This is a genomic window from Fusibacter paucivorans (assembly GCF_018390735.1).
In the GTDB taxonomy this organism is placed as follows: Bacteria; Bacillota; Clostridia; order Peptostreptococcales; family Acidaminobacteraceae; genus Fusibacter; species Fusibacter paucivorans.
Map to the genome: position 1 here is coordinate 1 of NZ_JAHBCL010000040.1, position 21539 is coordinate 21539.

19 protein-coding genes are annotated in these 21539 nt (G+C 44.2%); 3 read left to right on the forward strand and 16 right to left on the reverse strand.

The annotated features are described in order from the left end of the window. Positions 1-449 precede the first annotated feature (449 nt). A complete protein-coding gene (locus tag KHM83_RS17180) occupies positions 450-1226 on the reverse strand; it encodes a GNAT family N-acetyltransferase (protein ID WP_213238281.1) in 777 nt (258 codons plus the stop codon). A 266-nt stretch (positions 1227-1492) separates the two neighbouring features. Between KHM83_RS17180 and KHM83_RS17185 the strand changes: the two genes are divergently transcribed. Together KHM83_RS17185 and KHM83_RS17190 are read left to right on the forward strand one after the other, a co-directional pair. Further along, positions 1493-1714 carry a hypothetical protein gene (locus KHM83_RS17185; RefSeq protein ID WP_213238282.1) on the forward strand — a complete coding sequence of 74 codons (222 nt, stop codon included), beginning with the start codon at positions 1493-1495 and terminating at the stop codon, positions 1712-1714. Between the two features lie 435 nt (positions 1715-2149). Beyond that, the gene (locus KHM83_RS17190) at positions 2150-2728 is read left to right on the forward strand and encodes a hypothetical protein (RefSeq protein ID WP_213238283.1); all 579 of its coding nucleotides are present in this window, start codon (positions 2150-2152) and stop codon (positions 2726-2728) included. A 504-nt stretch (positions 2729-3232) separates the two neighbouring features. Here the strand turns inward: KHM83_RS17190 and yneA are convergent. After that, a complete protein-coding gene (yneA, locus tag KHM83_RS17195) occupies positions 3233-3604 on the reverse strand; it encodes a cell division suppressor protein YneA (RefSeq protein WP_213238284.1) in 372 nt (123 codons plus the stop codon). Between the two features lie 200 nt (positions 3605-3804). Between yneA and lexA the strand changes: the two genes are divergently transcribed. Beyond that, positions 3805-4437, forward strand: coding sequence for a transcriptional repressor LexA (lexA, locus tag KHM83_RS17200; RefSeq protein WP_213238285.1), 633 nt, complete (start codon positions 3805-3807; stop codon positions 4435-4437). Positions 4438-4581: 144 nt separating this feature from the next. Here the strand turns inward: lexA and KHM83_RS17205 are convergent, their stop codons facing one another. From KHM83_RS17205 to KHM83_RS17270, 14 genes are all read right to left on the reverse strand, one after another. Next, entirely contained in the window at positions 4582-4914 is a 333-nt protein-coding gene (locus KHM83_RS17205) for a hypothetical protein (protein WP_213238286.1), read from the reverse strand. Between the two features lie 113 nt (positions 4915-5027). After that, entirely contained in the window at positions 5028-5207 is a 180-nt protein-coding gene (locus KHM83_RS17210) for a hypothetical protein (protein ID WP_213238287.1), read from the reverse strand. A 121-nt stretch (positions 5208-5328) separates the two neighbouring features. After that, positions 5329-5955, reverse strand: coding sequence for an alpha-ribazole phosphatase (gene cobC, locus KHM83_RS17215; protein ID WP_213238288.1), 627 nt, complete (start codon positions 5953-5955; stop codon positions 5329-5331). Between the two features lie 18 nt (positions 5956-5973). After that, the gene (locus tag KHM83_RS17220) at positions 5974-7338 is read right to left on the reverse strand and encodes a DVU_1553 family AMP-dependent CoA ligase (RefSeq protein WP_213238289.1); all 1365 of its coding nucleotides are present in this window, start codon (positions 7336-7338) and stop codon (positions 5974-5976) included. Positions 7339-7494: 156 nt separating this feature from the next. Continuing rightward, on the reverse strand, positions 7495-8847 hold the full coding sequence (gene trsS / locus KHM83_RS17225) for a radical SAM (seleno)protein TrsS (RefSeq protein ID WP_213238290.1): 1353 nt from the start codon (positions 8845-8847) through the stop codon (positions 7495-7497). A gap of 83 nt (positions 8848-8930) precedes the next feature. Next, on the reverse strand, positions 8931-10094 hold the full coding sequence (locus KHM83_RS17230) for a DVU_1551 family NTP transferase (RefSeq protein ID WP_213238291.1): 1164 nt from the start codon (positions 10092-10094) through the stop codon (positions 8931-8933). After that, positions 10081-11124, reverse strand: a complete 1044-nt coding sequence (locus KHM83_RS17235) for an XdhC family aldehyde oxidoreductase maturation factor (RefSeq protein ID WP_213238292.1) — start codon at positions 11122-11124, stop codon at positions 10081-10083. Before KHM83_RS17235 ends, KHM83_RS17230 begins: the two co-directional genes overlap by 14 nt. Then, complete coding sequence (locus KHM83_RS17240; protein WP_246543172.1) at positions 11121-11582, reverse strand: DVU_1555 family C-GCAxxG-C-C protein; 462 nt, start codon at positions 11580-11582, stop codon at positions 11121-11123. The genes KHM83_RS17235 and KHM83_RS17240 overlap by 4 nt, the downstream gene beginning before the upstream one ends. Positions 11583-11594: 12 nt before the next feature. After that, positions 11595-12257: a DVU_1556 family methyltransferase gene (gene trsM, locus KHM83_RS17245; protein ID WP_213238293.1), complete on the reverse strand. Its 663-nt coding sequence runs from the start codon at positions 12255-12257 to the stop codon at positions 11595-11597. After that, positions 12257-12466, reverse strand: a complete 210-nt coding sequence (locus KHM83_RS17250; RefSeq protein WP_213238294.1) for a DVU_1557 family redox protein — start codon at positions 12464-12466, stop codon at positions 12257-12259. The genes trsM and KHM83_RS17250 overlap by 1 nt, the downstream gene beginning before the upstream one ends. Positions 12467-12512: 46 nt before the next feature. After that, a complete protein-coding gene (locus tag KHM83_RS17255; RefSeq protein ID WP_213238295.1) occupies positions 12513-14867 on the reverse strand; it encodes a pyridine nucleotide-disulfide oxidoreductase/dicluster-binding protein in 2355 nt (784 codons plus the stop codon). A gap of 305 nt (positions 14868-15172) precedes the next feature. After that, positions 15173-17914 (reverse strand): molybdopterin-dependent aldehyde oxidoreductase, encoded by a 2742-nt coding sequence (locus tag KHM83_RS17260; RefSeq protein WP_213238296.1) that lies wholly within the window; start codon positions 17912-17914, stop codon positions 15173-15175. Positions 17915-18071: 157 nt separating this feature from the next. Then, positions 18072-19097, reverse strand: a complete 1026-nt coding sequence (locus KHM83_RS17265; protein ID WP_213238297.1) for a molybdopterin-binding protein — start codon at positions 19095-19097, stop codon at positions 18072-18074. Between the two features lie 409 nt (positions 19098-19506). Further along, a complete protein-coding gene (locus KHM83_RS17270; RefSeq protein WP_213238298.1) occupies positions 19507-21510 on the reverse strand; it encodes a sigma-54-dependent Fis family transcriptional regulator in 2004 nt (667 codons plus the stop codon). Between the last annotated feature and the right edge of the window lie 29 nt (positions 21511-21539).

The following is a 21539-nucleotide window of genomic DNA, read 5'->3' on the forward strand; positions in this document are numbered from 1 at the left end:
AATATCGATAGATTTTGAAAACTGCCTTTTAGGGAGTCTTATTAAAGTTGCCCTTTTTTAGACCTACTGATTAAAGTGAATTTCCGGTTATTTTAGTCTTGACTTTTCATAGCTGGTCTCCCTAAATAAATGATTTCATATAACTCCCATATTGCCGAATCATTTCGGGAATAATTCCTATATATGTACACTTAATTATAACAAATTATTACAGCTCTGAACAATTATGTACATAAATCCTACTGTTTATTTAATCGCTGTTTTCATAAATAAAAAATGCACATTATAACAAATGTACATTAACGTGCATCACTGCAAAAGATGGATTTTCCTAATAGTTGCCAAAGAACAGAAATGGGGTCTTCATTATACTTGTCAAATACCAGCAGTTTGCCATTGGGCTTTAAAACCGTAAGGCATATTGTGTTTTTGTTATTTCATGGCATAACCTACCGTATCCCCTGCTGTTCACACAGCTTTTCAAATTTGCTTTGACTGCACACACTTAGATCCGTTGTTAAAAACTTGCCTTTGTAAAACAGGCTGAAAATAGTAGCCGGTGTTGGCGATGCCTGTGCGGCTTCCAGTGTTGTGAGATGATGAAAGCTACAGGAAAATGATTTGTCTGACAACGTTTCTTTTAAAACCGTTTCGACATGGTATTTGGTGAATGGGCAACGATCTGAATAATAAACGCTGAAATCAGTGGTTTCAGCGGCTATATTCGTTTTGACCTGTGGTTTAAATTGCGGCAGTTGATCGACTGTTTGCAGTGGTTTCATTAATAAGACAAAGCCGCTCTCCGTTTCATCCACGATTTCAAAGCCGTTTTTAAGGAACCATTTCCCCTCACTCATAAAGTGATATTTTTTCTTGCCAACGACAGTGACAAGGCCCGATTTTCCTGAGCTAACAGCATCATCAATGGCCTTTTGAAGCAATTGTTTGGCATAACCCTGTTTTTTATATTTTCCTGAAACCCAGAAACAATTGATATTGAGAAAGTTCTCCCCTTCGATTGGCAGCCAAGCCTTCTCAATGGGACCGTATTCGATAAAAACCTTTGCACGCTCGTCTAAGTGATAAAAGACATATCCGTTTTCGAATTCAGATTTTAACCATTGCTTTTTTTGCGCATAGCCATCTGTACACTTCTTATCTGAAAAAGCGCAGCAGATATGTTCCCTTTCGATATTTTCGGTGTTGAGCTGAATAAATGTTGTCATCGTCATGGCTCCTTTTAATAAACTTTAAAACGATTTCAAATACTTTCAGATGTTTTTTTAAAATGCTTTTTTAATACTTTTTAATACTTTTAAATGCTTTTACCTGCGTTTATTCGTGTTTAAGCATACCAAAAGCGCTTAAAAACACGATAATATTCTTTTAATAAGCATAGCGTTTTCATTAACGGCATGTCAAGTGTATTCATTATTTTGGTGTCTTTTGCGCAGTATGGCAAAGATAAACGCCGAATCAATCCGATTCGGCAGTGGATTATCTCTTTTACAATGGTCATCATTTGCTGCACCCTGAAGGCAGAGCCCTTGTACAGGAAACCATAAAACCCAAGCATATGTTTATCCAGCATTTTCCCGATTCCGATGCGGATCCCTTTCAATTAAAGCGCAGGGTAATGAACAAACTGAAAATTTACGGTGAGACACTGCCGGCATATACGGTGCTGGATCATCCCATGACTAAAATCATTTAGAATTAGGAAAATTAAGAGAAAAAGATAAAAGAAATCATGACCACTCGCAAAACGGGACGTATGCGCACCTCTGTAAGGGCACGTTACCTCTCCTGTCTCAAGCGCCACGCAATCGTCTTCGAACTGCAGATTTAATTAGACTAGCCCCTCAAGGGGCTCTTTTACGTGTCTTTTACTAACGGCTCACCCTTAATTTTTCCATTGATTATCAGGCGTACACTAAAGGAACCTGCATTTTTTGCATAAACCAGACAGAAATGTCTATTACCATCATTTGAATATTATCTTACAATGTTTACAAAAGAAGTTAAGCGACTGTTGTCGCAATCTAATTACTTAATGCTTATAGCATCAAGTGATCCGTTTCACCTTCGGCGCAATCTAATGGCTCTTATCTCTATGATCCATTTTATGGCATGTATTGGAGCGATACTTATGTTTACTAAGTTTTTAAAGGGTTTAATCATCATTACTTTTGTCAGTGTCCTTCTATTTCTTTTTATAAATGAAAGTGATGGCAATAAAAAAAAGCAAATAGGCGAATCTTTGAATATAATTACCACATTTGATGAAAATACCAAGCTTTATTCAGACGAATTTGTTAATCAATTTAAAATGAGCTATGAAATGAATGAACACTGGCTAGGAATACTCATTAAAAAAAATGATATTTATGAGCTTCACCATTTTAGCATGCCCGTCGGTGAGACTTATAAAGAATACGATTTTGACATTTCTCAAGCATCAGAATTGTATATCTGTCATCAACATATTGATTATTTTGATGGAAATGTCACTGAACCTGACGCTAAATTTGTGATGACTCAGTTCCAATTAAATAATGATACAAGTACCTTTGAAACCTCAGAAGTAACCGGTAATGATTTCACAGGCATTATTGACATTTATGAAGTTGATTTAGCCTCAATAGATCGAGAAATATGTTTTCAATATTATTCAGGGAATACAAAGCAAACGCCAATAGAGACATGGCATTTTAATTTGAAAATTTGATTAATTGTAAAAACAAGCAATGAACGCATGGGTTCATTGCTTGTATTTTTGAAGATTATCATCGCCAATGGATTAGCGGTTAAAAGTTTCCCCATCCAAACGCGTTAGAAGCACAAATTCTTCAAAAGCCAAATTATAATAGGGGTTAATGGAATTGGTATCTAAGTAGATCATTTTAAGCCCTCCGTTTTTATTCATATTGCTGATGAAGCAATAAGCCAATTGTGATAAAGGATCAGCCAAAGCCTTTTATGCAATTTCCTTATCAATATGATTCTATCAGATTTTATGATTATAACCTATCAAAAAGCGCTGTAACACTGCATTTCCGAACAGATACACGCACTGTGTCAACTTTTCGGCCATCAGTGATAAGTACTATTTCAAAAAACAAAAAAGAACCCTTTACGAGCTCTTTTTGCTTTAAAGATATATCACTGCATATCTAAAAAGAATGCACATTTGTGTCGTGTGTTGTTTTGAAGTGAGCGATTGCCGCACTGTCTAGTTGTTAAGGCGGCTTGAAACTGGAATTTCAATCACTTCGCCAGGCATGAGATTGCTGTTATCCATTTGGTTATGCTGTCTGATATCGTAAACGACTTCACGGATGTCGCGGTCTAAGTAGTTAAAGTGTTTGGCAATATCCCATAGTGTGTCACCTCGCTCTACAGTATAAGACAAATAGGAAACATCTGTAGAAGCTTCTGACATAAAAGAGCCGGTTAAAGCTGTAATGAGGATGCTGACGAAAATGAGGAAGATCAGCGAGACGATGACGAAACGTGTTTTATTAACGACCACAAGTCTGCGTCTTCTCTTTTTTGTTTTTTGAAAGTGGTGATCGTAAGTAATATTTGGAATAATCTGTGACATTATAGCGCCTCCTTTATTGATTGCGCAGCTCAAAATGGTAAGAGATATTGTATGTATAAAAAGATTAGCCAAACATTTGTTCTGTAGTTACATTATATACGAACAGATGTTCTTTGTAAAGCAAAAAATCGAACTAATGTTTGATTATTTTTTGAGCGTATGGTATAATCTAGAAAAATGAATGACAAGGGAGTGTTTCCATGAAAGATAAAATATCAAAAAAACAGCAGCAAATTCTGGATTTCTTAAAGCGCGAAGTCACTTCAAAGGGTTACCCACCTTCTGTCAGGGAGATTTGTCTGGCTGTCGGCCTTAAGTCCACTTCGACGGTTCATGCGCATTTGACACGTCTCGAAGAACTTGGATACATACGTCGCGATCCTACGAAACCGCGTGCGATAGAGATCTTTGATATGGAAACACATGCGCCGACATCCAATGTCGAACAGTTTGCGCGCGATACGCAGTTTATCCCGATTATTGGGGAAATTACAGCTGGGCAGCCCATTCTGGCCGTTGAAGATTTCGAGGGCACATTCCCTATTCCAACAGATTATGTTGATGAAGGCGATTATTTCATGCTGAAAGTTAAAGGAGACAGTATGATCGAAGCCGGTATTTTTGATCGAGATCTCGTGCTGGTACGTCAGCAGCAAGATGCTGTCAATGGTGATATCGTCGTCGCCATGATTGATGATTCCGCCACGGTTAAGACCTATTATAAAGAGACCAGTCGCTTTAGACTGCAACCTGAAAACAGTGCCCTAGAGCCAATTTATACAGACCATGTCGAGATATTAGGCAAAGTAAAAGGTGTTTTTCGGAAAATGTAAATAATTGAATTTGAAAATGCGCTCTTAACAATATTGCTTTAAGCAGATCCTTAAGAATGCATCAGAAGTATAAATGTGAAAAACCACGCGTTTCGGCATAAAACGCGTGGTTTTTCTTTGTGCTTATTTTGATCTAAGAAGGGTTTATAAAGATTGCATGCTAAAATCGAGATCCAGTTCGACGCCGTGATCATGCTCATGGTCGTGATCGTGATGATGGTCGTGGTCATCGCAATCAGACTGATCAGGCCCTTTCCCCATAAGATCCTTTAGTTTAGACAATGCAATACTTGACAGGAAAACGATTTCAGATGTTTGACCCTCTGCATTTTCGCCGATTAGAATAATGCCGTTGTCATTTTCTTTATAAGACAGCGGGACTTCACGTTTATACGCTCTACCGGTTGTCTTGTCAATGATTTCAATGGTAACTTGTTCTGCCTCGATGACTTCTGGTGCCAATTCTGGGTTTGTCATAATATACCTCCTTAATAATGGATCGTTTAATAATGAGTCGTTAAAGAATGAATCGTTAAATCATTAATGGTTAATAATGAATCGTGATTGATAAATGGTTAAAAATGAAGCATTTAAGCTTTTTTCTGATTTAAAATGAGTCTTGGCCCCATACCGCATTTTGGACAGGATTTGCCGCCGCGCGTGTTGTCGCATTCGACACAATACTCTGTAAAGCATCGAACACATTTGTAAATAACCCCATTGGCGATTTCTTTCCCGCAATTTGGACAAATAACTTTTTCGTTTTGCATAATGTCCTCCCTTCTGTTGATTTAAAATGCATGTGTTAACGGTTAATGGTGATGATGATAGTTAAAAGGTTAAAAGATTATTTTGAAATTGACTACTTTAAAGCTTACTTTTATAAAGCTATTATTTTGAAGCGGCTGCTTCTTTTGGAACAGCGACTTTCAAATTAAGACATTTGACGCGCAAATCTGATTCGGAGCCGACCAATACATTGATTCCACCATAGTCTTGTGTAATCTTAAAGAGACTGGTCAATGGCATTTTTAATAAATCGCACAGGATAATGCGATTGACGCCTGCGTGTCCAACAATTGCAATTTTATCGTGTTCACTTGTTAAAATGTGATGAAAGATATCCGAAACACGTGCTTTTAAATCCATAAAACTTTCACCGTTAGGAGGCTTGAAATAGCCGATATCCTGCCCTCTGGCCTTGAATTCTTCCGGGTAATAAGAGGCTACTTCGGCAAAAGTTAAACCTTCCCAATTACCTAAATTTATTTCTCTTAAAGCTGCATGCTGATTAATGGCAATATCGCGATGCATGGCAATACACTGTGCTGTATCATAGGCTCTTGAGAGGTCGCTGCAATAAATTGCTTCAATCTTTTTGCGATTCAGCATCTTGCCAATAGCATTTGCTTGTCGGAGCCCTTCAGCACTGATTGGCAAATTTGACTGACCAATAAAACGTCTTTGCGTATCCGGCAAAACGGGTTTGCCATGACGTAATAGATAGATGGTTTTCATAGTTGGATTGTCCTCCTGTCATTTTGATGTGCGAATGGTTCTTTTCATTGGTGATGGACAAGACGACGGCAACATTTCTTCTAAAATAATTTCGAGTGTCCATTGTCCGGAGCGAACTGCATCGTAGACCTGTTTTATCTGATGCAGTCGTTCTAAAACATTTTCTTGATGTATTGTATCGCCAAAATAATAAATGGTTATAATGAGTCGCTTTTCTTTTTCATTCGGAATGTATTGAACGGAATAGTCCAGCAATGACGGCAAGGCCAGTAAATGGTCATCCAGTTCGCTTCTCGTCAGCAATTGGTTCGGCAAAAGTTCAATGGGATCCTTGACGCGATGATGAATTCTGTCAATGCGCTTTAAATTTGATCCGCAGCTGCATTTTTCGGGAATAATGCGTGTTACATCACCGGTGCAATAACGAATGAGCGGCATGCCGTGACGCCTTAGCGTCGTAATGACCATTTCACCCCATGTACCGTCAGGCACGACTTGCCCTGTTTCAGGATTGATAATCTCTATATAAAAATCTGATTCATAAAGATGATAACCATTGTGCACTTCACATTCGATACCGCCACCATACCCCATTTCCGTCATGCCAAAATACCGATAAACCTTGCAGTGCCATAGTTTTTCCAGTGTTTTGACAACGGTATCTGAAATGGCATCAGTACTGAGCAGTACACTCTTGACGCGGATCGGTGTTCCCATGACTTCGGCGTATTTAGCAAGGGCAAGTGTCTGAATGGGAATGCCGACGATAACATCGGGCTTCTCTTCGATCAATTGTTTATAAGCAGATGATAAATGATTCATAACGCCATAGCATTTTGGTTGCTTGCCGCCAAGTTTTAATGCTTCTGACAACAGTTCGCTAATACTGCCCGGACGGCTGTTTGGCAGCCAAATCACAACTTTGTCGCCGGGTGCAGTGAAACTGTCCATGCCGACTTTAAAATACTGAATGGTATCGGACTGATCTGATCGTGTGAAATAAACCCGTTTGGGATCACCAGTTGTGCCTGAAGACATAAGTGTCACAATGCGGTCGATATTGCTGCTTGATGTACAGACCATCTGTAGATGTTGGTTACGCAGGACTTCTTGAGAAATCAGCGGCATGTCCTGCCAGTTGACCGTACTAAATTGGTGATAGCCCGATGCGGCATAATAAGTACTTCGCTGTACAGCGTAATGCAGTTGCTTCTCTCTGAGGGCATCTAAATGAGCATAAAAGCGCTCATCCCTTTCCAATATAGGATTGTCATTATTTGAAAGACAGTTGTTCAGTCGAATATCACTGGCGATAGACTGTGTTTTAGTCAAGCCTAGACGCCTTGCGACCCATGGATCAACTGTATTTTTTACAGCGCACATATCTTTACCTTTCTTTATCCTTACCTTTATCTTTCTTATTAGCAGCTTTCCGTCATTGTAAGCATTGCCACGTTTGCTGATAGCGGGCTATGACGGATGTTTGCTGCTGCCTATCTTATATGCGGGAATATCAGCAGGATCAACGGTATCAATAGGCTATCCCAGACGATGCAGTGTCTCACCGCTTTTCGATGTGAGATTATAGGCACAAAACGGTACGAGATCGCCTGATGGCGATACCACATGGATATGACAATAATGCAAACGGTCTAAATCCAATGTCCACGCGTCCTGAAAAGCCATGCCGGAGATGGTGATTATTTGTTTGGCGTCTTCCAAGAAGGCATCCAGGCTTGTCAAGTCCGGTCCGTTTGTCGTGGCCATTTGAAATACCGGAACAGCCGTCTTCGGTGCCGCCCATTGCCTTGCGACAAAATCTCTGGCCTGTGCGGCAGCATTTTCTGAAGAACAGCAACAGCTCGCCTTTGACTTGCCAAAGGTGGTCATAGGCTTTAAACTGCCGTCTTTGGTTTTCATAAACTTTGCATTAAAAGAGCACATGGGGTGTTCGCTTGACGGCGGGATAAAATGATCGAGTGACAATTGTCCGTCTGTTTGTTTATCAATTTGCGTCATCACTTCTGACAAGGTGAAATAGTCGGCTCTCAAATGCTCAGGATAGCGTCCAAAATAACTGACGGGTTGAAAGTGAACGCCGCGTACAACTGGCATTTTTGAAACGGCAAAGCGGATAATATCGCCGATCTCACTGTCATTGACGCCTCGAACAATGGTTGGCACCAAGACGACGCCGATATTGTATTTGCCACACTGCTCAATGGCCTTTTGTTTTAATGCGATTAAATCCTTGCCTCTCAACATTTCATGTGTATTGGCTGTCAGGCCGTCAAATTGAAGAAATGCACAGCTTAAGCCAGCATCTGCCAAGGCTTTTAAATAGGTTTCATCTTCGGCGATTCGGATACCGTTTGTATTGAGCTGGAAGAAATGAAAGCCCTTTTGTTTCCCGAGCTCGATAATGGCAGGTAAATCATCCCGCAGTGACGGTTCACCGCCGGACAGTTGTATGTTAAAGGGACCGCCGCGTTTGACGAGCATGTCATACCATGCTTCAATGGTATGCAGACTTGGGTCAACGGTATGGCTTTCCGCAGCACTTGCAAAACAAATAGGACATTTTAAATTGCATCGGGACGTAACTTCCAGTAGGACGCAGCAAGTATTTTGCTGATGGTGATCGCAGATGCCGCAGCCGTTGGGACAGTCCGCTTCACGGGCGCCGTCTGCATCATAAGGTGCCAATGATCGCTCTGAAAGCCATGTTTCTAAAGAAGGCGTTTCCGTCCAAACTTTCGTACAGAATTCACCATGCTGTAAACAGACCTTTTCCAGATAAATACCATCTTCGTATTGGCACAGATTTGCCTTTATTGGTTCAAGGCAGATGGGACAAACACTTTCTGTCTGATTTAGTATTTTCATTGACATTTCTTTCCCCTTCCATAGTTGATAAAGATCTGGTGCTGCGGTTGTTTACAATGGTAAAACCGGTTATATGATGGCTAAATAACTTAAACAGAACGTCGTGATAAATAGGCATCAAGTGATTCGATTTGCGTCAGCGCTTCGATTGTCCTTTGCAAAAGTGCCGCCGTCTGAAAGCGTTCTTTGATAAAGCGGGCAGCGGCTTCCGGGTAACGCGCCATAGCGCTTTGGCAGTGCAGCGACAATGAAATGCAGACATCTTCCATACAAAGTTTGTCGCTTAAGTAAAGAATTGCTGCAATGTCGAGATCAATCATCTCAGGTGCATTTGCAATGTGGAATTTCATATGTTTTCCAATTGCATCGGCGATACCCACATAACCGAATTTTGTGACCACTTCTGCACCGGCTTTAGCATGATCCGCACTGCCCTTCATGATATCGTGAAGCATTGCTGCGGCGCATAATTTATCTAAATTCAGCGAAAGATGCGTCTTGTGATTTATGAGTCTGCCTATGGTCAAAGCAATTTGTGCAACTTCTGTACTGTGCTTGCGCACGGGTTCCGGTACGTGAAGCAGTGACCAGATTGCATGGCACTCTTCCAGTGTTGGATAATCGCGAATGCCTGCAAATTCGCAAAGCGCCGTGTAGTTTTCCGGCGTATCCATATCCATGAGGATTCCGCTGTCAGCACAGGGTATTTCGAGCACTTTTTCATTAAAAATATCCCTCAGCGTACTGCGTTCAGTAGGTGCTTCACAAATGGCCTGAAAGTATGACGAAGGTATCCAAGGCGGATGCCCGCGCTGGCCTGCGAAGGTTGGCAGCAGCAAATCAGTTGGATTTTGCATGGCTTCTTCCAAGAGGTATTGAATGGTTTCAGTTTTGACCAGCGGGATATCAGCCGGAATGATAAAAGCGCCTGTTACCGTGCTGTCAAAAGTCTTAAAAGCGGTTTGAACAGATGAAAACATACCGCGAGACGGTTCTTCATTTATGACGATACGTACCTCTTTATTCAGCGAATGCGCCTCTAAAAATGCAGTGATTGCAGTGGCATGATAGCCTAAGACGATTCTGATATCTGTAATCCCAGCAGCGCGATAGGCATTTATCAGTCGCTCCAGCGATGAGACGCCGTCCAGCGGCATGATCGGCTTTACATCTCCCATTCTGGATGCCTGTCCGGCGGCGAGTATAATGCCGACGACGTGTTGACTGGGATTTTGAGGATTACGGTGACACATGGCGCTCTGCTCTGACGCGAATGAGCTCTGCGACAATGCTGATGGCAATTTCCTCAGGCGATTCGGCCTTGATCGCAATGCCGATAGGACTGAACACGCGTGCAAGATCCTCTTCTGTGAAAACACCTTTCGATAGAATTTCCTTATATAGCAGATCGCGCTTTCGCTTGCTGCCAATCATGCCTATATAAGCCAATTCCTTTGAAAGCATTTGTTCCAAAATGATGCCGTCATGCATATGGCCGCGCGTTACAATGACAATGTAGCTGTCCTCGTCAATGCCAAGCGAAGGCATCGGCGCTTCAAGAGACGGGACAAGGACGATCTGTGAATTTGGAAAACGCTGAACATTGGCAAAATCAATGCGATCGTCAATAATGGTGGTATGAAAATCTACCGATTCTGCAATGGGTGCGAGCTTGTGTGAAACATGGCCGGCACCGAAGATAAAGAGTTCGCTCCCCTTGATAATCGGTTCAATAAAGATGCGCATTTCATCGAGGACATCTGAATGGATGGACAGTTTCGCAGGGCCGTCAACCATTTTTTGATAAAAGGCAGGTTCGCAGTCAAAGGTGCCGACGACTTCTTTAGAGGCGTTGACGAGACATTGCTGACGTCTGCCGTTCGCCATGATTCCCGTAATCAGCCATGCCTTCTGACCGTTTTCGAGATTTTGAATCAGTGCGGAAAAGATTTGCCGCTGTTCATTGTTTTGGCTGTCATAGTAGTCGAGTACGATTTCCCCCTCACCGCCGCAGATCATCTGTGTGCTGGCGGCTTCTTCGCCCGTTAAAAAGAATGCGTGAATGCAGGAAGCTTTAGCGTCGAAGACATCCCTTGATTTTTGAATGGCCTCCGCTTCGAGTTTGCCGCCGCCGATGGTACCCCAGATGCTTAAATCAGGTGCAATAAGCATGTGCGCCCCTTCTGAGCGCGGTGACGAGCCGTGCGAGGCGACAATGGTTGCTAAAATAAAATCTTCATTGTCTAAGAGCCTGCGATTCATTTCATGCCAAAGTGTTTTCATAGCATTGCCTCTCTTTCTGATTCGATACTATAGCCATAACTGGCCAAAATATCACAAACCTGTTCATAAACGGCGTTGATGATATCCGGGCATCGCTGAATGCGATTAGCCGGATTGCCCTCCAAAAGATCCATGCAGGTGGTACCGCCGTACTGGCTGCCATAGACATCGTCGAACCATCTTACAAGTTCATCCAGCATGCGCCTGCCAAACATAATCTCCATTTCATCCTCGCTGCCTCTGCCGACATAAAGCGATAGAAGACAAGCACCGCCTGAAAGCGCACCGCATGCTTTGCCGGCATTGGCGATGCCGCCGCACAGTCCCCCCATGGCTCTGATTAGTTCCCGGTTTTCATGGCCCATGGCATCCAACCCCATCATTAACAGCGTCTGGCTGCAGCAGAACCCCTGTTGCGTATAGGTCATGATTTGGATCATCTCTTCATTTACGTTCATGTAAAACCTCCGTTATTTTTCAGCGATTAAATAGAAATAGCCAGGCTTAAATGTCTGGATGCTGCAAAGAAATTCACTGTATACCGCAGCAGGTGCCTGCCAGATGAATTCAGCGATGTACTGTCGCCAAAGATGTGAACAGTCCTTATGTGCCGTAACCGTAAAGCCGTGTGATTTTACCGTTTGTTCAATGTCTGACATCGATGGGAGTCCATTTTTTAATGCTGTAGACGGCACTTCGGATTTGGCGTATATATCGGACAGAAGTATGCTGCCGCCGGGTCTTAAAATACGCATAATTTCTCTTAAGACGCCTTCAAAATTTTCAAAAGTCGACAAGGCGCATTCTGTGATAACGGCGTCGAATTGACCATCACCGTATGGGAGCGCCTCTGCCGACCCAATATCGAGTTGACAGTTGGCATACTTTGCCCTTCCTTTTTCGATCATTTTTTCTGAGGCATCAATGCCGACAGCCCGATAGCCGTATTGCGAGATCATATGATTGACGGTTGTTCCCACGCCACAACCGAGATCCAATATGGCCGCACATTTTGACAGCGATGCGCTTTTCAGCATTTCATCTGTCAACGCCAGTCCACCGGGACGGAAGATGGCGTTGCAGATGTCAAGTGTTGCCAATGTTTCATAAATACTGCAGCCCTTATACCCCATTATTTATCCTCCAGTGTCCGCTCGACCTGTGCCATTTTGCCAAGCGCCAAGTCCTCTGGAATATAGACGATGCCGCAGTGGTCACATTTATTGAGTGAAACCGGAAAGGTGCTGCCGAGGTATGACAGCTTGACTTCCCCATAAGTCATTTTTTCACCGCATTTCACACAGGTGACCTCAGATTGATCGGATGTTTGATATGCATACATAATTTACGCCTTTCTTCATTGCTTTCGATTGCGATGCTAAAGCTGGTTAGATTTCAATCGTCAGTCGATGACTGTAAGCATTTTTGATATGATAGCCAGATGCCGTTTCTTCGAATGCAACCCAATAGGTAACGGCACTTGGCTGGTAATAAGCCATAAAGAGCCCTGACTGCGCATGCCAAATTTTATTGCCGGTCATCTTGACATGTGCGAGCACCATTTCAATGTCTTCCAGCAGAATATTGCGCTCTGCCATGAGATCGCGCACACCTTCTGCAAGGGTAAATGCAACCTTTGGCAAAGGTTCGTCAACGCATTCTCCCCAGAATTCGGACAAGACCTTTCGCTTTAATTTCGCTCGGTTTTCATGACGCATTGAAAAATCAGGCGGTTTTAAGCGTGTCAAATCATCAGCGGCGTCGCCGAACAGAATATCGAGAATATGATATGTCGGCTTCGACTGGCCTAAAAAGTTATCACGGCACATGGCGCAGTACGTAATATAGGCTTCCGGACTTTCTGCTGCACGGTCTGCAATAACGGCATTTGCAATGGTCTTATCGGCAAACATCATCAAGCCGCCAAAGCCGCAGCACTTGGTTTTATCACGGCTGAATTTCAGTTCGCTGATGGTATGACCCTGATCTGATGCGAGTTTTCGAACCGCATTTTGCAGTGCTGTTTCATGCCGCGTGCTGCAGCTGTCGTGAATGGCAAATGTCTGCGGGACCTTCTTTGACGCTTTACTTGGCAGTTCGCCTGCTGCAAGAACTTCATAAAGCATGACCACTGTCATTTCAGGAATAGCCTCTTTAAACATCGCCATACAGCTTGGACATGCGGTAATAAAAACTGGTCTTCCCTCTTCATCCCAGCGCGAACGAATGGCATCCATCTGTTCACTGAAGAGCGATTCACGACCGGCCCAAAGTGCAGGCGCACCGCAGCAGTCCAGCATAAGGCCGACTCCTGTTTCAATATGATCGCAAAGCCACGGGTATACAGTCAAAATGTGTTCCGGCGATGAACCGCTGAGCTGACAGCCGGGAAAGAAGACGTGCGAGACGCGTTCAAATCCTTGTTGACGCTTGAAAAGTGCAAATTGATCGCCTGTGCTGAACGCCATATCGCGCAGCGCAAAATCGTGTGCCGACGGCGGCATTTTATCGTTTGATACCATCTGCTGACGCGCTTCCAATACGACATCGCGCATGCTGGCATCATTTGGACAAATGGTTTCACATAAGCCGCAGAGACTGCAGGTATTGATCATCTTATTGGCATGGTGAATGCCCATGACGATGGATAAATTATTGTATATTTCTCTGAAATAGCGTTTTGGATAGCTCTTGTAATGCTGCATGTAGACGCAATTTTTCACACAGGCCAAGCATTCGCATAAAAGACAGCGTGCTGCCTCTGCCTGAGCTTCATTTGCCGTATAGCCGTTTTCAAAATTCGCAGGTGTGATGGCAGCTTCCGGAATGAGATCCTCAAGATCTGTGTAAAGCTGTGTTTCAATAGGCCCCTCACCTGTTCGATTGGCTGTTAGCGATACGTTCTGCAAATATCGGTCAATGGTATTGGTAACCATTTTGCCGTCTGAGACGCAATCGACAATGGCTGTCTTATCGCCATTTCTGTAAAGACTTCCCCCTGCAAAGACATTGTCATACAGCTCGGCTGAAACGGTTTCAACCGCTGAAACGGAAATAGTGGCGTTTAAGGAAAGTGTTGCGGCATCAATTGTGAAGGCCTCAAAAGGTGCTCCGACACACGCTTCAAAGGCGTCCTTCGAAATATCGAGATAAACGGCATCAAATGTGCTGATAATCTCAGACCACATCGACGGGTTGACAGTTGTCTGCGTCTTGATGGTGATATCATAAATGGCAAGTGATTCCAGATCTTTTAAAAGCATTGTTTTTGGCAAAATCAATTCATCATAAGCGCGCAAGCGGCCGCCAATGGCCTCTTCGCGTTCGAAAATGGTAATGCGATACCCTTTTGATCCAAGCAGTTTTGTAGCCGTCAAGCCGCTTAGACCACTGCCGATGACGGCGACAGACTTGCCTTTGCTCGGTGGTTTAAGGCTCTTGCCGCGCGCTTTGTCAACCATGGCTTGTGCCATATATTTTTCGAGTTGCTGAATATGGATTCCTTCGTCAATGTCAGTGCGCACACAGGCTGACTGACAGGGCGCATCACATAAATGGCTGACGATATTTGGAAAGGCAATGGCCTTTTGGTAAACCTTCATCGCTGCTGCGATATCCCCTTTTTGTATGGATGAAATCATGGTGCGTACATCGACGTGAACGGGACATCGGGCAGCACACTTAGGTGGATGTTCCTGTGTGCATAGACTTTCACGTGCTCTCAGTTCTTGCTGATTCATCATTAGACATTAATCCCTTTCTCTATTTGCAGGCATTTCGTTACTGCTGTAAACACCAGTATGCAATGCCTCATGTGCTATACAGAAGATTTCAGCAATGACGATCACTTCATTATTGCGTTTCGTTAGGGCGGCTCGTAGAAGTTGATCGTTAAATTGGGATGTCCTGAGCTGTAAAAACAGCTCAGGACGGTTGAACAAGTTGACTTATAGGGCACGATGCGCATTTCTGCATAAAAGCGTCAATATGAGCATTTATAAATCATTAACTGTCCATGTTGCTACCAATCTATCAATTTGTTGGGATATTACTTATTTAATGCATCCAGCCCTGCTTTGACTTTTTCAGGCAGTGCAGGAATTGCATATAATCTGACGCCGCATGCATTGTAAATCGCATTGAGTATTGCCGGATGCGGTGCAGTCAACGGGCCTTCGCCGGTACCAGAAGCGCCGTAAGGGCCATTTGGACGCGGTGAAATATTGTAGATGATTTCCATATCGTCCGGAATATCGTGGATATAAGGCAGGCCGCATTTTGCCAGCGTCGTATGCTTGTTGAGGTCTTCAAAGTCCTCAGTCAGCGCGAGGCCGATCCCCTGTGCCAAGCCGCCGTAAATTTGACCGTCACAAGTCGTTTTATTCGTGATGGTACCAACATCGGCAACCGTCGTAAATTTCACGACTTTCACTTTACCGGTTGCGAGGTCAACTTCTACTTCCGGCATAAAGAGTTCATACATATAGTTGGAGAATGGATCGCCCTTGCCCGTTTCAGGATCACAGTCCGTACACATTGAAGCAGCCCATTTGCCGTCGTAGCGCAGCGGAATATTTTCAGCAACCATTTCTTCATAAGTGCGGTATTCACCTTTTTCCAGTGTGCCAGATTTACGCATTGCATTTAACAGCATTTCGCAGGCAACGCGAATGGCATTGCCGGTGACGACATTTTGACGACTGCCGCCTGATGGTCCGCTGGCAGGTGTAAAGGCCATATCGTTCATCAGGAGTTTAATGTCTTCCGGACGGTAGCCTGCATGTCTCAAGGTTTCATGTGCGTGTGTAAGCGTACCGAGATCGGCGCCTTGACCGTGGTCTTGCCATGAAGATGCGACGATGACTTTGTTGTCGGCTGTAAGTTCAACCCAAGCTTCTGAGCTGTCAGGGCCGTCAAGACCGCAGCCGTAAATGCCCAATGCGATACCGACGCCGCGTTTCTTGCCGTCTTCGTTAAACTCAGCACATCGCTTCTTCGCATCAGCGTAAAGCGGTCTGAGTGTATCAATCATTTCTTCAAAGCAGAAGACTTCAGGTACTTGCTGTGTAGGCGTTGTTGCACCTGGTCGGTAAATGTTTTTATAACGCAGTTCAAGCGGATCCATATTGAGTTTTTCAGCGAGTTCATCCATGGCGATTTCCGATGCGAGGAATGCTTGCGGCGAACCGTAGCCCCTGAAAGCAGAGCCCCATGCATGGTTTGTACAGACTGTTCGACCGATGCCGCGGATATTTGGAATATCGTAGCCGGCGCCTGTGAACTGTGCTTGTCTCAGTGTTAAGAGATCGCCAAATTCTGAATACGGGCCGTGGTCGATTGTCCAGTCCGTTTCCATGGCGAGCAGTTTGCCGTCTTCATCTGCGGCGAGGCGGCAGTTGACAAAGCCCGGTGAACGCTTGCCTGTATAGGTAATGTTTTGGAACATATCAAAGTTAAGGGATACCGGTCTGCCGGTTGCAAGACATGCGACGCCTAACAGCGCTTCATTGGTCGGGCTGAATTTATAGCCGAACGTAGCACCTGTAGGATTGGCAACCAGTCTGAGTTTATCAGGTTCTACGCCAATACCCGGACAGATCATTGCATGGTGTAAATGCAGAGCGATTGATTTTGAGTGAATGGTCAAGCGCCCTTCTTCATCAAAATAAGCGTTGCCGCAGTCTGGCTCCAGCGGTAAATGCGGTTGGCGGCTGCAGTAAGTATCAACTTCAACGACTGCCGCTGCACTGTCAAAATATGACTTTGTTTCTTCACCTTTGACAATGCCCTGTTCAAAATAGACATTTGGTGTACCCGGGTGAATTTCAATGGCATCGTCTGCCATGGCAGCAGGCGCACTCATGTAAGCAGGCAATACTTCGAGATCAACTTTAACGGCTTTGGCAGCGGCTCTTGCATGTTCTTCTGTATCAGCTGCAACAATGGCGATAGCATCACCGAACTGGAAGACTTTTTCATCACATAGAATTGGACGATCCCAGCCGTCCCCTTTATTGGTTGGGAATGTAATAAGGCCTGTGATTCTATTTTTGCCGACGACATCTTTATGTGTGATTACTTTAAAGACACCCGGCATTTTTTCTGCTTCCGCGGTATCGATGCCAAGAATGTTGGCATGTGAAACTTCTGCCTGCACCAATGCGAGGCGCAGTGTATCCGGCGGCATTTGCAAGGCGACGTCTGCACCAAAATCCCATGTTCCCGTAACTTTGCTAATGGCAGAAGGACGATGATACGTCGTACCGTAAATTTTATTGCCGGTTGGGTTAAAGAGCAAATCTTCTTTGCGCATTTCGCCGCGAAGGACTTTCGCAGCTGCCATCACGGCATCAACTAACGGTTTGTAACCTGTACAGCGGCATGCATTACGATGTTTGTGGAACCATTCGCGGACTTCTTCGCGCGTTGGGCTTGGATTTTCCTGTAGCAATACTTTTGCAGACAGGATAAAGCCGGGGCTGCAGAAACCGCATTGTGCACAGCCGTAAGCCATCCATGCGACTTGAAGCGGATGCAGGTTTTCCGGTGTGCCAATGCCTTCAATCGTCGTAATCTTTGCATCATTTGGAACGCGTTTCATTTTAACGATACAAGAGCGTACGACCTTGTCGTCTAAAATGATCGAACAAGTTCCGCATTGGCCTTGATTACAGCCGACTTTACAGCCGGTAAGCAATAATTGCTCACGCAGCACAGAAGCCAGGGTTGCATTTGGATCGACAATCATCGTCCTAGGCAGGCCGTTGACAATAAGTACTTTCTTCTCCATTTTTTTCTCCTCTTTCTCATATTTTATTAAACGCTTTTCCGGTGATATTAATCATTTTAAGCGGCAAAGGCATGATAACCCTATTTGAAGTGGTAAACCAATCTATAACAATGATGGCTGCCCCATAAAATGACCGATATCATTATGGGTCAGCGCATTAATAACCTTTTCCGAAGCCGCAGTTGGGATAAACGCATGTTTCGCATTGCAGGCATAAGCCGCCGTGTCCAAATGCGGCAATATCTTTTTTCGTCACCGGTTCCCCTGCCAGTATTCGCGGCAGGACGAGATCGAAAATAGTAGTACGATGGTACATGACGCAGCCCGGCAATCCCATGACGGGAACCTCATTGATATGTGCGAGCATAAACATAGAACCCGGCAGAACCGGTGCGCCGTATGTGACGACACTGCCGCCTGTCATTTTAATGCCGGTTGGCGTGACGTCGTCTGGATCGACAGACATGCCGCCTGTGGTGACAATGATTTCTGCACCATCGTCAATCAGTGTCATAATGGCATCGGCAATCATTTGCGGCTTGTCATCGACGATGACCTGACGCAGGACTTCGCTGCCGTACTGCTCTATTTTTGCTTTGACAACCGGGCCGAATTTATCTTGGATGCGGCCGTGAAAGACCTCGCTGCCCGTTGTGACAATGCCAAACTTCTTTTGTTGAAACGGAACGATTTCAAAGACCGGTGCCATAAATCCCGCAATTTTTTCGACGCGGTCGATTTTTTTGCTGTCGATGATGAGCGGTACAACACGGCACCCTGCAATGATCTGGTTTTTGGCAACCCTTTGATGCGTCTGTAAACTTGCAATGGCAATTTCGTCAATACTGTTCATGTTGTAGAGTGCATTGACATTAATCCGCAGCAGCCCGTCTGTTTTTGCACGAAGGGTGACTTTCCCTTCCGAGGGTTCTGTTAAACAGATGCCGCTTCCTGCAATGGCGTTTGCAATTTTGATGGCAGCTTCATCTTCATGATAATGGTTATGATCAAGCTCCCATATATAAATGTGTTCTTTGCCGAGTGTCAGGAGTTTGGAGACGTCATCGGCTGCGATGACATGTCCTTTCTTAAAGGATGCGCCCTTAAACTTACCGGGAACAATTTCTGTAATGTCATGGCATAGGACCATGCCGATAGCATCTTGAACAGGTACACATTTCATGGTTACTATCCTCCTCGTGTGATCATGCAATAAAAAAGCAAAACGCATTCACAAGAAAACAGCGCTTTGCCCTTCATATCATTGGCACCGTATTTCCTTTTTAACCGTCTTTTAGACGTCATGTGTTGATGTACTTCTATAAAGCAAGAGGGATGCCAAATGTCCGGGGGAATGATGAAAAAAGTGAAGGCGTTTATCGAAGAGTAGCAATAGCAATTGATTGAAGGGGGTGAAAATTCGAGAAATGATTTTTGATACGCCATGAATGCATTTTTTAAGGCGCTTTAAAGTCGTACAGCATCAATAAAAAAGTGTTACCTCTGTGTGGAGAGGTAACACTAAATTCACAATCGCTATACAGTATGGCGCAGCTGCTTATGAGTGCAGCTGCTTATGAGATTAAAATGATTTATCGATAGATGGCATAATCCCGCATTTTATTATAGACCGTCTTTCTGGACAGCCCCATTTCCTTTGCGACGCGGCTGACATTCCCGGCGTATTGATTGAGCAATACCAGCATATTTTCACGTTCTTGTGCCTGCTGTTCTTTCTTGTTGACATATCGACAGGCAGCGAGGTTTTCAGCGAATTGAATAGATGGATTTTCGGGTTGTTTCTCAAATGAACGGATATGCTTTGGCAGATGATGTTTATAAATGACACCGTCTTCTGCGAGATTGACGGCGCGTTCGACGATGTTCTGAAGCTCGCGAACATTGCCCGGCCACTCATAGAGTTTTAGACAGTCATAGACGCTGCGGTCAACGCGAATATTCTGTTCTCTGTCATCACAAAGCTTGTTGAGAAAATGGCGAAAAAGGAGCGGAATGTCTTCAATGCGGTCTTTAAGCGGTGGGATCATAATTGACATCACATTGAGGCGATAAAATAAATCGCGGCGGAATGTGCCCTTCTCCACTTCTTCCATGAGATTTTTATTGGTTGCACAGATGAGGCGTACATCGACGGGGATCATTTTGTCGCCGCCGATTCGCACAATCTTCTTCTCTTGAATGACGCGCAGGAGAACAGTCTGATGCTCAAGCGGCATATCGCCGATTTCATCTAGAAATAAAGTGCCGCCGGACGCCAGTTCGAATTTGCCGAGTCGACCGCCGCGTTTGGCACCGGTAAAGGCACCGTCTTCGTAACCAAAGAGTTCACTGCCAATGAGCTCTCTCGGTATAGCGCCGCAGTTTAGAGGCACAAACGGCGCATTGCATTGTGAACTCTTATTGTGAATGGCTTGAGCGAAAATTTCTTTTCCCGTACCGCTTTCTCCAGTGAGTAAAACATTTGAATTATTAATCGCCGTCAAATTGGCGAGGCGAATGGCTTCGCGAATCTCGTAGCTCGAACCGATGATATCTTTAAACTGTAGGGATGCCATGTAACCGCTGAAACGATTAATGAGCTTCTGCACCTGTTTCACAGGGCGTATGGTGACAAAGCTGCCGGCAAAGTGCTCCGGCTGATCATAGAATGGTTCAACGGAGATAATGACTTCGAGTTGGCCTTTATCCGTGTGAATAACACATTCTTTATAGGCACAGGGTTTTTGAAATAATGCCAGTGTTTCTGAGGTCGTATAACGCGGTGTAATGAGTTTTTGCACCTGTATGCCCAAGCCGTCGCGCTTGCGAATGGTTAAGATGGTTTCAGCCGCTGGATTCATTTCAGTGATGGCGCCAAAAGAATCGACGATGAGAACGCCGTCGGAAACCATGTTAAAGAAATTGACGAGTTTTCGATTGACCATTGCAAGCTGGACATTTTTATTTTCAATGCGAAGTTGTGCCATAATGGATTCTGCTGCCGAAACGACCATGCCGAGCGTGTGCAAATGCGATGCCTCCACTGAACCTGAAATATCGATGATTCCAATGAGTTCACCGGAAACGTCAAAAATCGGTGCAGCTGAACACGTGAGGCAATGATGCTTTTCACAGAAGTGTTCAGAGCCCGAGACTTGAACAGCTTCTTTCGTAATGAGTGCGGTGCCGATGGCATTGGTTCCGGCAACAGTTTCCTCCCAGCTGGCGCCTAAGAAAAAGTTATTGGTAACGGGATTGGACCAGACGTCATCATCTGCGAACATTTCAAGTATATAGCCCTCTTCATTGGTTAGCACGACGACAAATCCCGTCCCTTTGACAAATTTATAAACGTTTGTCATAAAAGGATGCGCAATTCTGATGAGTCGTTCTTTTTTCGACAGCGATTCTTCAAAAGTCGCCTTGTCAAGTGATGGATGGCGGCCATCGTCATATGGATTAAGGCTGGCGTTTTTACAGCGTATCCACGATTTTAAAATATCGTTTCGCACGTGACTTGTATTGAGTTCGCCATTTTTAATGAATGATTCCCAGTCATTGCGAACGAGATCTGTTTCTTTGCAGTTATTCCCCATTTCAACACCTCTCTAACTATAACCTTTTA